The sequence below is a fragment of the Paeniglutamicibacter terrestris genome (assembly GCF_012271785.1).
Lineage (GTDB): Bacteria > Actinomycetota > Actinomycetes > Actinomycetales > Micrococcaceae > Paeniglutamicibacter > Paeniglutamicibacter terrestris.
Map to the genome: position 1 here is coordinate 222,994 of NZ_JAAWVT010000004.1, position 13,365 is coordinate 236,358.

The window sequence follows — 13,365 nt, forward strand, 5'->3', positions numbered from 1 at the left end:
TGGTTTTGGAACACGAACCCTCTTCTTTTGCGCGGGCGCTGCGTAGAGCTATTGCAGCCCCGGCAGATCCTCGCGGGCCATGACCATCGAAAAATTCCAGAGCTTGCGCTCACTGCCATCCGCTGCAGCGGCGACGCTAGCCCGTTTCGCCTGCCGCAACACTTCTAGCACCGCGTCTTCCAAGGCTTCGGTCTCCGTGGCATTAAGCATCAGACTTGTGATGTTTAGTAGCCCACGAGCATCCGGTTCCGAGCCCGTGGCGTAGTCGCTACCCCAGGCGATCACTGCCTTCAATTGCCGGATCTGATCGTCTGCTTCCTGGCCGAGGTAGGCCTTCAGCGCTAGTGCGTCTTCGATAGCACTAGGTTCCTTGGGAGATCCAACGCTCAGCCCTCCGGGTAACACCTTCCAGACCCTGTCCCGCTTATCACGAGCAAGTTCGGGCGCCTCCAGAATAATTCCCGCCTCAGCCAATACGCGCAGATGAAAGCTCAGTGAATTGGCTGGCACGCCAAGGCGCTGAGCAAGATCCGTGGCCCGCGCCGACTCAACGGCGGTCAGGGTCGCGACGATGCGACGGCGCAACGGATTGGCCATGGCCTTGAGCATCGGCGAGGTCATGGTTTGACGTTGCGATTGCTCGCTCGCCGGCACGTTTTCACTCATTCCTACAGTCTACATAATCCACAAAAATAGTTGCACAACTAATATTGCGCAAATAAGTTTGCGGATTTACCGTTGGTGCCATGACCAGTTCAACGAACACTCGGATCATTCCCCTGTGGCGCCAACGCCGCTACCTTTTATGGCTGGGGTCCGACACCGGATCGGCTCTTGGCATGAGCCTTCAGTGGTTTGCCGTTCCCTTGGTGGCACTGATCGTTACCAATTCCCCCACCCAAGCGGGCCTCATCACCGCGATCGGCCAGCTGGGTCGCGTAGTGTGCACCATGCCGGGAGGGATTCTCGCCGACAGCAAAGACCGACGCACACTCATGATCCTTGGCGGGCTGCTCGGCGCGGTGGGTGGAGTCGGCTTGATGATCACCTCGCTCGGTGGGCACCTCGGGTTTTGGAGCCTGTTAATCCTGCATCTGCTGATGTCAGTGCGCAACGGACTTTTCGGGTCCGCATCCGATGCCGCACTCAAGGACATCGTCCCAGAATCCCAGCTGCCTGGTGCACTTGCCGCGAACCAGGGCCGAGACGCCGTCATCTCACTGGCCGGTGGCCCATTAGGCGGCCTGTTGCTCTCAGTTTCTCAGGCCGTAACGTTCGGGGCTTTGGCTCTCGCGCACGTAGTTGCAGCCACCTGCGCCAAATCCCTTCCAGCAACCGCTCCCCTGAGTCTTCCGGCACCCGATCGACGGTCGTCAGGAAAATCCAAGAACGGGCCACTCGGTGCCCTCAAGGAGTCTCTTGCCGAGGGGCTGAGCGGGCTGACCTGGCTGCTACGGCGTAGGGATTTGCGTGGAGTGCTGATGATTTCGACCCTGCTGAATCTGGGGATTAACGCCTCGATCACCTCGGTGATTTTCGGTTTGCAGCAACGCGGGGAATCGGCAGGAATCATCGGTGTGGTTTCGGCCAGTCTTGGCGTGGGTATGCTGCTAGGCAGCCTGCCGGCCGCAGCCCTGCTCAAATGGCTGCCGACCGGAGTGGCGGTATGCGTTGGCCTGCTCTTCACGGCCGGAGCCATGTCCCTCATGCCGTTCACTACCTCGGTTCCCTGGATCTGCGCGCTCTTTGGGATATCGATTATCGGCGCGCCGACGATCAACGCGGGCTTGGGCGGATACTTGATGACCGCCATACCCAGTGCCCTGCTGGGGAGGGCCACTAGCGCATCGGCATTGTTATCCATGGCCGCGGTGCCGCTGGCACCACTGATTGCCGGATTTGGCTACACCGCTTGGGGCTGGAGTGGACTGTTGCTTTTTTGCGCGGGGATCTGCGTTTTCGCAACCATTCTGGCGATTGCCAACCGGCCACTACGAACCCTGCCTCAGCAACAAGAATGGTCTCGGCATGCTGCAAACTTTGACGTTTGAAAACCCGTGCGAGCATAACCCGGACCCTAGAAACGATGGAACCATCGGGAACGCACCAGCGGGCGTGCGCAAGCTCCCTGCGAAAGGGAATTCTTACACCCGCCCGCTATTGTGCCAGTCAGTCACGCAACTCGGGATCAAGCGGCACAATTTACCACTCGGAGTCGTCCTCGTCGTCGGCTTCTGAGATCCCCAGATCTGGCTGCTGGTTAGCGTCAAATTCGGCCCATGCCTCAACAAAACCCAGGATATCCTCGAGGGATTCTTCCTCGTGATCGTCCAATAGTTCTAGCGCCTCGGGGGTATCGAGGATCATTCCGATCGCCGAGGCAGGGTGTTCCTCGAAGTAGTCGGTCGGGGAGTATTCCCCGCTGAACATCATGTCCTTGCTCTGCGCATAGAGCTCAATGAATGTCCGCACGGCGTGAGGCACGCGGGCCACATCCAGTCCGGAGAGCGAGTCGTTGTAGGCCTGCGCCGTCGCCTCTGCCCACTCCTCAACGATGGCTTCATTCATTTGCGTATCAGTGTTGCCCACTACCCTATTCCTGCCTTTTCGGAGATGTTTCGACCACCAATATTAGTGCGCCGAGCCCAACCCGTATATGCCGAAATAGTGTGAAGTTCGTTGAGCAATGGCCGTTACTCCGAAGGAACTGCTTGAACGGAGTTCCGGGGTAAAAAGAAAACCCGTGTCCGGACCTCGAAGAGATCCTGACACGGGTGATTCCGATGATTATGACTAGAGTCGGCGGTTAGCCAGTACCGGCAGGAATTCACGTACCTCATCGATACGGCGGCGGGTGACATCGGTGGTCACAAGTCCCTCATCGTCGTCCCCGAGGTACTCGACGGGAACGCCCATGGGATCAAGGATCGCGGAGTGTCCAATGGTGTGCTGCGAGCTGGTTCCGGCAGCCGCTACCCATACAGTGTTTTCGATGGCACGTGCACGCAGCAGCGTTTCCCAGTGCTCGATCTTGTGCTCACCTTTGAACCACGCGGCAGCAACCAGTAAGAGTTCCGCACCTTCGTTAACGAGGCGTCGGGCAATCTCGGGGAAGCGCAGGTCATAACAGGTCAGCACGCCGACTTTTAGCCCGGCGATCTCAAAGACCGGCACCTCGGCGACGTCCCCGGCCTTAATGGATTTGGATTCCTGATAGGAAAACGCGTCGTAGAGGTGAATCTTGCGGTACGTACCAAGGATCTCCCCGGTGGCGTCCAACACCGCGAGGGTGTTGTAGGGGCGTTCCTCGCCACTGCTTTCGTACCCACCGGCAACGATGGCGATGTTATTCTCCGCTGCCATAAACGAGAGCTTCTGGACGAAGGTGCTCCAGTTGCCTTCAATCGCAGCGTTCAGTGGGCCACTGACCTGGGAAACCGCGAGCATGGCTTCCTCTGGAAACAGCACCAGATCCGCGGATTCGGCCTTCGCCTTGGCTACCAAGCGCGCGATGGTTTCCAAGTTGTCCTCGAGTGACCCCGTAGGGGCGAACTGACCAACGCTGACCTTCATGGCGATTCCCTTCGTCGCTGAATACTTCCAACCAGCCTAGCGACAAACCTCAAAATAGCACTCGCGCGTTGCCCTCCGAAACCGGCGACGGCGCAAATATGACGGAGGGTTTTCTGTTCCGGACCCCTTTCCGTGCCGGCTCAACGCACGACCGCCGGAAAACGCAGCGAGGGCGTGGCACCGGCTGGTGAAAATGTCTTCACCAAGCTCAGTGCCACGCCCTCGCGTGGTGTTTTAGTTATCAGTCGTTGATCAGGTCGTGGCAGACAATCGTCTGCTCACGATCCGGGCCAACACCGATGGCCGAGAAGCGCGTACCGCTCATACCTTCAAGGGCCAGCACGTAGTCGCGGGCATTCTTGGGCAGGTCATCGAGCGTACGTGCCCCCGTGATGTCCTCGGTCCAGCCATCGAAGTATTCGAAGATCGGCTTGGCGTGGTGGAATTCGGTCTGCGTCATCGGCATTTCGTCGTGGCGCACCCCGTCAACGTCGTAGGCCACGCACACCGGGATCTTCTCAATGTTGGTGAGCACATCCAACTTGGTCACGAAGTAGTCGGTGAAGCCGTTCACGCGCGAAGCGTGGCGGGCCAGAACCGCGTCGTACCAACCGCAGCGGCGCGGACGACCGGTATTGACACCGAACTCGCCGCCGGTCTTCTGCAGGTATTCGCCCATGTCGTCAAAGAGCTCGGTGGGGAACGGTCCTGCACCCACGCGGGTGGTGTAGGCCTTGATGATGCCGATCGAACGGCTGATGCGGGTCGGGCCAATTCCCGAACCTACCGAGGCGCCGCCTGCGGTCGGGTTCGATGAAGTCACGAACGGATAGGTGCCGTGGTCAACGTCCAGGAACGTAGCCTGACCACCCTCCATGAGGACAACCTTGCCCTCATCTAGGGCGTTGTTCAGCACTAGCGTCGCATCGATGATGAGCGGGCGCAGACGCTCGGCGTAGGAGAGGAAGTATTCAACGATCTCTTCAACCTCAACGCTGCGGCGGTTGTAGACCTTGACCAGAAGTTCGTTCTTCTGGCGCAGCGCACCTTCAACCTTCTGGCGCAGGATGGACTCGTCAAAGACGTCCTGCACGCGGATGCCCAGGCGTCCGATCTTGTCCATGTACGCCGGGCCAATGCCGCGCCCGGTGGTGCCGATGGCGCGCTTGCCCAGGAAGCGTTCGGTGACCTTGTCCATGGTCTGGTGGTACGGGGCAACCAGGTGCGCGTTGGCCGAAACGCGCAGCTTCGAGGTATCGGCGCCGCGAGCTTCCAAGCCATCAATTTCTTCGAAGAGCGCTTCGAGGTTCACAACGCAGCCGTTGCCGATGATGGGTGTGGCGTTGGGCGAAAGAATACCGGCGGGCAGGAGCTTGAGCTCATACTTTTCACCGCCAACTACGACCGTATGTCCGGCGTTATTGCCGCCGTTTGGCTTGACCACGAAGTCAACCTTGCCACCCAATAGGTCTGTGGCCTTACCCTTGCCTTCGTCGCCCCACTGGGCTCCGACGATCACGATTGCTGGCATGGGATCCTCCCCCTTGCTCGATTCAGCGCGGCCGGCAAAATACATAAATGCCGGGTCCCGGCGGTGCCGGGCGCAGAAATGCCCCTCGCTCTTCGTCTGGCCCAAGCATGGATCAGAAAAGAACAGTAAGGGGCTCTTACGTCACAAGTTTACCCGATCGATCAACAATAGGTTGGATTATGCGACTTTAGGCTCGCCATCGGGCTCGATCGCCGCCGCCAACGCAGCGCGCAGCAGGTTTTCCCACTGCCCTATTGCTGTATCCGGAACCGACACCCAGTCTCGGAACGGTCGCCCCTGCCCCGATGGGTCAAAAAGGCTTGCGCCTGGATAGGTTAGCGCCGTGCGCATGATTTCGCTCGAACGCCCGACCTTAAACCCCATGGTGTCCTCAAGCAGGCAGGCGATGGCCTTGGACTCGAACTTCAGCGCGTCCTTGCCAAACATCTTTCCGGCAGTAACTCCCTCACCGAGCAGGGCACGGGTGAGCCGCTGAAACTCGGTCATTGCCTCTGGTCTAGGAAATTGCATACTCATGCCCCAATCAAACCTCTCGACCAGCCCCCGCGTCGAGAGCTGGAGTCAATGTCTTTTTCGCCGGGACACAAAAATGCGATAGCGGCATGCGGATTTTCTGGTTTCGCTGACCCAAAGCGTTCGGAGGTCGATGGCACAACACGACGTGTGCATGAATGGCAGCGTGACGTCACGGACGGGCGTAACGCCGGTGGCCGTTTAGACTTGGCGGTATGGCCCTGACCCGCGAACAGCTCATCGACGCAGCAGTGGGCATTCTTTCCGAATTCGGCCTTGCCGATTTGTCCATGCGGCGCTTGGCCCGAGAACTCGATGTCCAGGTCGGCGCCCTATATTGGCATGTTAAATCAAAACAAGAATTACTGGTCGAGGTAGCGGCGAAGTTGCTCGATTCGGTTCCAAAGCCGGACTCCCCGGCCGTGAATCTTGCTCCGATGGCGATCGCTGCACTGCTGAGCCAACTGCGCACGGCGCTGATCACCATTCCAGACTCGGCAGAGGTCATGCAGCTGGCACAGTCCATGCGACCCGACTCGTTGGATCCGCTGGGTTGGCTTTTGGAGTTCTTGGAGATCTGCGGCGTCCCGGAAAGTGATGCGCCGATGGCTCGACACGTGTTGGTGAACCACTTGCTGGGATCCATCAGCGCGCAACAGGAATCCCTTGCCCTGGCTGCCGGAACGGAGCCGACGGCTGGCTCCGATACCTGGGGTCAAGAATCCTTTGATTACGGAGTTCGAGTCATCCTGCGCGGGATCATCGCGGAGTATCCGAAAAACTAGGAGCCGAGTCGTCCGTCGGAGGCCTCAAGGTAGCAATTTCCACAGAGCGATTCGTACCAGACATCATCACCGTCGATAGCAACTTGATCGCCGTCGAAGATGATCTCGGTGCCGACGCGCCGCGTGTTAAAAACAGCTTTTCGACCGCAACGGCAGATGGTCTTAAGTTCCTCTAGGCTGTGCGCGATTTCTAGTAGTCTCCGCGATCCAGGGAAAGCATGAGTGCGGAAATCCGAGCGGATGCCATAGGCGATCACCGGGACGTTGTCCAAGACGGCAATACGGAATAGGTCATCCACCTGCTCCGTCGTCAGGAACTGAGCCTCGTCCACCAGCAGGCACGCCACGGGAGGTGCGTCAATGTGCTGAACCAACGCATCGGGATCGTCGCCCGCTGCTTTCCGAGCAAACAGCTCTCGAGCACCGGCTGCAGGCGGGATGAGGAAATCTACATCCCGGCTCATGCCTAAGCGCGAGATGACGCGGGAATCACCCTTGGTATCGATCCCGGGCTTCGCTAAGAGAATGCGTTGACCACGCTCTTCGTAGTTGAACGCTGCTTGAAGCAGTCCCGTGGACTTGCCGGAGTTCATTGCCCCATACCGGAAATACAGCTTCGCCACATCGTTCCTTTCGCATTAGACCCAGTGGACGATTCTATGTGCTGAAACAATTCAGCGGAGAACGAGCCGCATCCGAAACGAGAAAAGCCCCGGCGCTCTGATCCGCGTGGATCTCGCGCCGGGGTGCTAAAAATACGTCACGAGCGTCCGTGGCTCCGGTGCCACCCGACCCCTGAGCTTAGGTCACAGCGTGACGAGCGCGATATGCGGGGGCATCCCAGGACTTCGATTCCAGGATGTCCCGCAGGATCTCTACCGCATCCCAGATGTCAGTGTAGGAAAGGTAGAGCGGCGTCAGGCCGAAGCGAAGCACCTCGGGCTCGCGGTAGTCTCCAATGACGCCACGGTCGATCAACGCCTGGATGATGGCGTAACCCTCGGGGTGGCGGAAACTTACGTGGCTACCGCGCTCCGCGTGGCTCTCGGGCGTCACCAGCTCTAGACCGAACTCTCCGCAGCGCTCCCGCACCAATGCGATGAACAAGTCCGCCAATGCGAGCGACTTGACACGGACCAGATCCATGTCTGCCTCCAAGGAAACATCCAGTCCACATTCGATCATGGCCATGGACGTGATGGGCTGGGTTCCACACAAGAAGCGGCGCACATCATTGGCCGCCGTGTAGCTGTCAGACATGGCGAACGGGGCCGCATGCGACCACCACCCCGTCAGCGGCTGCCAGAAACGGCCCTGATGACGACCATTGACCCAAATGAATGCCGGGGATCCGGGACCACCATTGAGGTACTTGTACGTGCAACCGACCGCGTAGTCGGCATTGGCCCCATTGAGGTCCACTGGCACCGCCCCTGCAGCATGCGCAAGATCCCAGACGATGAGAGCCCCCGCCTGGTGCGCGGCGGCCGTCACCGCGTCCATGTCCCACATGGCTCCGGTGCGGTAGTTGACGTGGGACAGCGCGACGACCGCGACTGAATCATCCAGCGCCTTCTCCAGCGGCAGGTTCTCGTCGATGAGGCGAACTTCGTAGTGTTCATTGGTCTCGGCGTTGACCGAGTTCAGGAAGTCGCTGATGCCCTCAGCAATGTAGATGTCGGTGGGGAAGTTGTCGCGCTCGGTCAGGATGACCCGTTTGGTCGGTGCATCCTGCTGCTGAATGCGCACCGCCGAGGCAAGAGCCTTGAACAAGTTCAGGCTGGTGGTGTCAGTGACAACGGTTTCGCCATCGTTTCCGCCAATAATTTTGGACAGCTTGTCCCCCAGCCGACTGGGTAACTCGAACCAACCGGAGGTGTTCCACGAACGAATCAGGCCTTGGCCCCATTCGTTGTTAATGACCTCTGCCGCACGTTCAGCGGCACCGCGCGGAAGCGGGCCCAGGGAGTTTCCATCAAGATAGATCACGCCTTCCGGCAGAGAGAAACGGTCTCGGAACGCGGACAATGGGTCTGCTGCATCTGCGGCCTGAAGACTGGTGCGGTCCGTCTGGATGGATGTGCTCATGGTCTGTGTGATGACCTTTCTCGAATGATTACCGGCACCTTTACGCCGTTGTACCCTGCGGAAAGGTATACCCATCATAGAATTATTCACGGTGGCCAAGATAGGTCACTGAATAAGTGCACAGGAACAAGGATAAAATCCGTGTTAAGTTCAGATTCCATCAGAAAATACGACAGCCAGCAGAATACGGTTCGGCTCGACGACGTTGATCTAACGATATTGCGCGAGCTGAGTCTTGATGCCCGTATCCCCAACAACGTCTTGGCCTCACGCGCCGGGATAGCGCCCTCAACGTGTCTGGGTCGCGTACGCGCACTGCAGGAAACGGGCGTGATTCGCGGCTTCTACACCGATATCGACCCGGCAAAACTGGGCCTTCGCATCTCCGCCATGGTTTCGGTGGTGGTGCGTTCCGAAGCGCGCAATGCGATGCTCGAGTCTGCTCGCATCCTGCGGGAGCTGGCGCAAGTTCAGGACGTCTTCGTTCTCGGCGGGACACCGGACATCCTGGTCCACGTCATCAGCGATTCGGTCGAATCGCTTCGGGACTTTGTCGCCGAACATCTCGGCGGCAACCCGGCATTTTCATCCACGCAAACAAACATCATTTTTGAGCATTTATCACCGGTCAGCAAGGAATCGAACTCGCTCCCCCAATCACGAGTTGCCGCTACGGCGCAGACTCGGCGTAAGAGCGCAACGACTTTAAGGTAGCCGCCTCTGAATCGGCAATGGCGGCTACCAGTTCGCCCACTTCTTCACGGAGTTCTTCGGCAGCTTCCACACTGATGGTTAATCGAACGCGCGTTTGACCAGATTCCGCCAAGAGTTCGTAGCCATACAGCACATTGATGTCTCCACCGCCGGATGACAAGGTAACGGCATGCCCTTCACGCAGCTCTTTAATGAGCAATTGGCGTTCGTGGGCACCGGACCGGTAGTCGAGCAGCGCACCAGGGCTGGTGAGCTGCTCGGGCTCCATTGAATCAACACCGGGCATCCATTGCGGGGCAGCAACCCAATCGGTCAGCAGCTCCCAAACTCGATCCGGCGCGAGGTGAATCAGCTCCTGAATATCCAAAACCTGAAACTGTGTCATAGCCGAATCGTGCCACGCCGCGGACAAAAATGAAACGGTTAGTGAGCCCGTGGTTTGCGGCGAAGCCGCAAGGTGAGCGCGCCGATCATCACCAACAGCAAGCCCGCGCCACCGAAGACCACCACGGAGTTCGAACCCGTCTCGGCCAGCTGCGGGTTGGCGGTCGCAGCAAGGGGCTTGATTACCGACTCAGCGACGGCTTTCTTATCCACCACCGGCTTCGTGATATTTCCGGCCGGTTTAACCACCGGCTTTTCCACCGACGGTGCTGCCTCCGGGGATTCAGTGCTTGCACCTTCATCGGCAGGGGGTGCTTCCTCTTCATCCAAGAATCCCCCATTGATCAGCTCTTGAATGACTCCGTTGTAGGCTTCCATCGCCCATTCTTCGTTACCGTCTAAGAGGAACAGGAAGTAATCCATCAGCTCATCGAGGTAAGCCTCGTCGCCCGATTCCATGAAGTCCACAACGATGTCCACGATGGTGTCGAATTCCTCGGTCCCCACCAACCCGTCGAGCATCTGATCGGTAAAATCCATTCCTTCAGGAGTCTCCAAGAAATCGATCCACTCTTCTTCGCTCCAGGATTCAGAGCCTTCAGGAGCTTCTATGTCCTCAACGAGCTCCCAGAACGATGTTGGCTCGTCAGATTCCTCAATCGTTGGCTCGGTGCTCTCGGCGCTCTCGATTGAAGCTTTCCCCGATTCGGTGACGGGCACTTCTTCCTTCTCGGTTTCTTCGCTCTCTCCGGGAATGGTTAAGGTCTCATCGGGCGTGGAAATCGACTGTGTGCTCTCTTCCGACGATCCTTGAACATCTGTTTCATCCGATTCGTCCAGCCCATCGAATGGCACCGGCGAAATACCGGCGGGCAGCGTTGATTCCGGTGGCACGGCGAGATCCTCGGTTTCATCGCCGGCCCCCGAAGCTGCAGCCTCATCAATGTCATTTTTGGTGGTGTCACCTGTTTTTGGCTCCATGGCCGGTACGTCAACATCATTTGAGGAAGGGCCGTCCTGAACAAAACTGCTTTCGGTATCGACGCCCTCACCGAGATCACTCGGGGTAGGGGTCCAAGTCTCGGACGGGGTCGTCTCGGAACGTTGCGTTGCAAGGGCTGCGTCGATTTCTTGGGCCTGCGCAGGTGCATTCGTGAGCAACAGTCCCGAAGCCACTGCCGTCGTCAGAAGTGCCGTACGTATTCTGGATGCCATGTCGGTCCTGTCCCAAGGTCTCGGTGCGATGAATGCGGCAAGTGACGCCGGCCCGATGTCCCCTCGGCTGGCTACCCACCTGCTCTGCGCGAAGATATCCGCAGGTCAAACCAATATATTTCGGTTGATCGCTTTTGCCTAGTCACAGTTCGGACACGGAGTCAGAACAGCATCTCGAACATCTTTTGGCTCAGATTTGTGGCTCACCAGGCGGCCAAATATCGCTTAAACAGCGATTGTTCGTACCGAATAATTTCGGTACGAACAATCGTCATTCACGAGCGAAGTGTCTATTGCTCAGTTACTCGGCTTCGAGAGCGGCAGCAGCCAGTGGATCCGAATCGTTAAGGAAACGGCCGATGCGGTCCACCTCTTCGGCTTCGCCGATCGCGGCTGCGGCACGCTGCAACGCGTACAGAGCACGCAGAAAGCCACGGTTGGGCACGTGTGCCCACGGCACAGGTCCCTGTCCGCGCCAGCCTGCCTTACGCAGCGCGTCAAGACCGCGGTGGTAACCAACACGGGCGTAGGCGTAGGACTCAACGATGTGACCCTCGGCGTGCGCTTCGTTGGCCAACAGGGCCCACGCTAGCGATGAGGACGGGAAGGTCGCGGCCACGTCTACTGCTTCATCGCCAGCGTCAAACCGGGCGGTAACCTCGGTTTCTTCCGGCAAAAGTGTTGCCGGGATACCGAGCAGGTTTGCTCCAAGTTCAGCCATGGTTACTTCAACGACTTTCCGGCAGATCCGAGCTGGTGTGCAGCCTCAACGATGCGTGCAGCCATTGATGCTTCGGCTGCGGCACCCCAGACGCGCGGGTCGTACGTCTTCTTGTTTCCGACCTCACCATCAATCTTCAGGACACCGTCGTAGTTCGAGAGCATGTGGCCCGCCACCGGGCGGGTGAAGGCGTACTGAGTGTCGGTGTCGATGTTCATCTTGATGACGCCGTAGGCCACTGCATCAGCAATTTCCTTGTCGGAAGAACCCGAGCCGCCGTGGAAGACCAGGTCGAACGGGTTGGCCTTACCAAGCTTGGTACCAACCTGTTCCTGGATGTCCTTGAGGATCTCCGGACGCAGCTTCACGTTGCCCGGCTTGTACACACCGTGCACGTTACCGAAGGTCAATGCGGTGATGTAACGGCCGTTTTCGCCGGAGCCCAGCGCGGCAACGGTAGCCAGCGCGTCCTCGACAGTCGAGTACAGCTTGTCGTTGATGGCGTTTTCGACGCCATCTTCCTCGCCACCGACGGCACCAATTTCGACCTCGAGGATCTGCTTGGCGGCTGCGGTGCGCGGAAGCAACTCGGCGGCGATACGCAAGTTCTCTTCGAGCGTCTCGGCCGAACCGTCCCACATGTGGGAGTTGAAGAAGGGATTACGACCAGCTGCAACTTCTGCCTCGGAGGCGGCAAGCAGGGGAAGCACAAAATCGTTGAGCTTATCTGCCGGGCAGTGGTCGGTGTGCAGGGCGATGGTCACACCGTAGCTCTTGGCAACTTCGCGCGCGAAAGCGGCGAAGGCCAGCGAACCGGTGACCATGTTCTTGATGGAGGAACCCGACCAATATGCTGCACCGCCGGTGGACACCTGGATGATTCCGTCGGATTCTGCTTCGGCGAAGCCGCGAATGGCGGCGTTCAGGGTTTGCGATGACGTTACGTTCACTGCGGGGAAGGCGTATCCGCCGGCCTTCGCAGAATCAATCATTGCGTTGTACTGTTCCGGTGTTGCGATGGGCATACTGACTCCTGTGTAGATAAGGAATTGTGGGGAGTAGACCTCGTTGGCTGCTTCACATCCTATCTACAATGTGTGCTGGATCGCTTACGGGATGACGCGCCACGTTTGTGAATGACAGGCAAAGGGCGCCGAATCCGGCGCCCTTTGCCTGTCATTTACTTGTCTGTACCCGCTTCACCTCCGGTTTCGGCCAGTGACTTCTGGGCTATCGGCTTAACGGTTTCTTGTTTGGGTGGCACCGCAGCCATTTTCATCTGGGGCACGGGAGCCTTCGGCGCGAGCGGTTTCGGTCTTGTCACGGTGACGACCTTGGCTACGGCCTTCTGAGTGGCGGCTGCTTTGGGTTTAGCCGCTGCAACAACCGCGATTTTCTTCGGCTTAGCCTTCACAGGTGTGGCCACCTTCTTGAGGGCCTTTACCTTCTTGAGCTCAGGTTTCGCGGCAGGAGCCGGCGCTTGCTTGGCGGGTGGCTGTTTCACGGCCGGCACCTTCTTAGCAACCACCGCTTCTTGTTTGGAGTCCTTTTTCGCCGGTTTACCAACGACCAATTTGCTGGTGGAATCGCCGTCCTGAGGGGCGTCAACTTCTGGTTTAACATCCGCCTTTGGGGCGTCAGGTTCCGTAGACTCCTTCGTTGTATCGCCAGATGGATCTGCTGCGCCGCTTTCCGGAAGTGTCACTTGAAGGTCCGGAAGCTCGTTGACATCAGGCACCTGATTTTCTTGCGGTGGAGCTTCACTGCTTGGTGCCGGTGCCTCACTTGTCGGAGCAGCTGTCGTTGGTGCTACCGAAGTC

General features: G+C 58.5%; 15 protein-coding genes. 3 read left to right on the plus strand and 12 right to left on the minus strand.

Going from position 1 to position 13,365, the window contains the following annotated elements:
- Positions 1 to 48: 48 nt before the first annotated feature.
- Entirely contained in the window at positions 49 to 666 is a 618-nt protein-coding gene (locus HED64_RS10815; protein WP_168152007.1) for an ArsR/SmtB family transcription factor, read from the minus strand.
- Between the two features lie 80 nt (positions 667 to 746).
- Between HED64_RS10815 and HED64_RS10820 the strand changes: the two genes are divergently transcribed.
- Positions 747 to 2,051 (plus strand): MFS transporter, encoded by a 1,305-nt coding sequence (locus HED64_RS10820; protein ID WP_168152008.1) that lies wholly within the window; start codon positions 747 to 749, stop codon positions 2,049 to 2,051.
- A 151-nt stretch (positions 2,052 to 2,202) separates the two neighbouring features.
- Here the strand turns inward: HED64_RS10820 and HED64_RS10825 are convergent, their stop codons facing one another.
- The 4 genes from HED64_RS10825 to HED64_RS10840 all read right to left on the minus strand — a co-directional run bounded on the left by HED64_RS10825 (position 2,203) and on the right by HED64_RS10840 (position 5,611).
- Positions 2,203 to 2,589 (minus strand): hypothetical protein, encoded by a 387-nt coding sequence (locus tag HED64_RS10825; RefSeq protein WP_168152009.1) that lies wholly within the window; start codon positions 2,587 to 2,589, stop codon positions 2,203 to 2,205.
- A gap of 204 nt (positions 2,590 to 2,793) precedes the next feature.
- Positions 2,794 to 3,573: a carbon-nitrogen hydrolase family protein gene (locus tag HED64_RS10830; protein WP_168152010.1), complete on the minus strand. Its 780-nt coding sequence runs from the start codon at positions 3,571 to 3,573 to the stop codon at positions 2,794 to 2,796.
- Positions 3,574 to 3,814: 241 nt separating this feature from the next.
- The gene (locus tag HED64_RS10835) at positions 3,815 to 5,104 is read right to left on the minus strand and encodes an adenylosuccinate synthase (protein WP_132364203.1); all 1,290 of its coding nucleotides are present in this window, start codon (positions 5,102 to 5,104) and stop codon (positions 3,815 to 3,817) included.
- Positions 5,105 to 5,281: 177 nt separating this feature from the next.
- Positions 5,282 to 5,611, minus strand: a complete 330-nt coding sequence (locus HED64_RS10840) for a hypothetical protein (RefSeq protein ID WP_168152011.1) — start codon at positions 5,609 to 5,611, stop codon at positions 5,282 to 5,284.
- 242 nt (positions 5,612 to 5,853) lie between these two features.
- Between HED64_RS10840 and HED64_RS10845 the strand changes: the two genes are divergently transcribed.
- Positions 5,854 to 6,423, plus strand: coding sequence for a TetR/AcrR family transcriptional regulator (locus HED64_RS10845; protein WP_168152012.1), 570 nt, complete (start codon positions 5,854 to 5,856; stop codon positions 6,421 to 6,423).
- Here HED64_RS10845 and HED64_RS10850 read toward each other — a convergent pair.
- Both HED64_RS10850 and kynU read right to left on the minus strand, forming a co-directional pair.
- Positions 6,420 to 7,046: a thymidine kinase gene (locus tag HED64_RS10850; RefSeq protein WP_168152013.1), complete on the minus strand. Its 627-nt coding sequence runs from the start codon at positions 7,044 to 7,046 to the stop codon at positions 6,420 to 6,422. The genes HED64_RS10845 and HED64_RS10850 overlap by 4 nt on opposite strands.
- Positions 7,047 to 7,224: 178 nt before the next feature.
- The gene (gene kynU / locus HED64_RS10855; RefSeq protein WP_168152014.1) at positions 7,225 to 8,511 is read right to left on the minus strand and encodes a kynureninase; all 1,287 of its coding nucleotides are present in this window, start codon (positions 8,509 to 8,511) and stop codon (positions 7,225 to 7,227) included.
- A gap of 141 nt (positions 8,512 to 8,652) precedes the next feature.
- Here kynU and HED64_RS10860 point away from each other — a divergent pair, with 141 nt between their 5' ends.
- Positions 8,653 to 9,225, plus strand: a complete 573-nt coding sequence (locus HED64_RS10860; protein ID WP_342590703.1) for an Lrp/AsnC family transcriptional regulator — start codon at positions 8,653 to 8,655, stop codon at positions 9,223 to 9,225.
- On the opposite strand, the gene HED64_RS10865 is transcribed toward HED64_RS10860, so the two are convergent.
- From HED64_RS10865 to HED64_RS19860, 5 genes are all read right to left on the minus strand, one after another.
- Entirely contained in the window at positions 9,182 to 9,610 is a 429-nt protein-coding gene (locus HED64_RS10865; protein ID WP_168152016.1) for an SRPBCC family protein, read from the minus strand. The two genes, HED64_RS10860 and HED64_RS10865, sit on opposite strands and share 44 nt — an antisense overlap.
- Positions 9,611 to 9,648: 38 nt before the next feature.
- Positions 9,649 to 10,824 (minus strand): LPXTG cell wall anchor domain-containing protein, encoded by a 1,176-nt coding sequence (locus tag HED64_RS10870; RefSeq protein ID WP_168152017.1) that lies wholly within the window; start codon positions 10,822 to 10,824, stop codon positions 9,649 to 9,651.
- Between the two features lie 301 nt (positions 10,825 to 11,125).
- Positions 11,126 to 11,545 (minus strand): DUF3151 domain-containing protein, encoded by a 420-nt coding sequence (locus tag HED64_RS10875; protein WP_168152018.1) that lies wholly within the window; start codon positions 11,543 to 11,545, stop codon positions 11,126 to 11,128.
- A 2-nt stretch (positions 11,546 to 11,547) separates the two neighbouring features.
- On the minus strand, positions 11,548 to 12,570 hold the full coding sequence (gene fbaA / locus HED64_RS10880; protein WP_168152019.1) for a class II fructose-bisphosphate aldolase: 1,023 nt from the start codon (positions 12,568 to 12,570) through the stop codon (positions 11,548 to 11,550).
- A gap of 155 nt (positions 12,571 to 12,725) precedes the next feature.
- Positions 12,726 to 13,283, minus strand: a complete 558-nt coding sequence (locus HED64_RS19860; RefSeq protein ID WP_245325943.1) for a hypothetical protein — start codon at positions 13,281 to 13,283, stop codon at positions 12,726 to 12,728.
- Between the last annotated feature and the right edge of the window lie 82 nt (positions 13,284 to 13,365).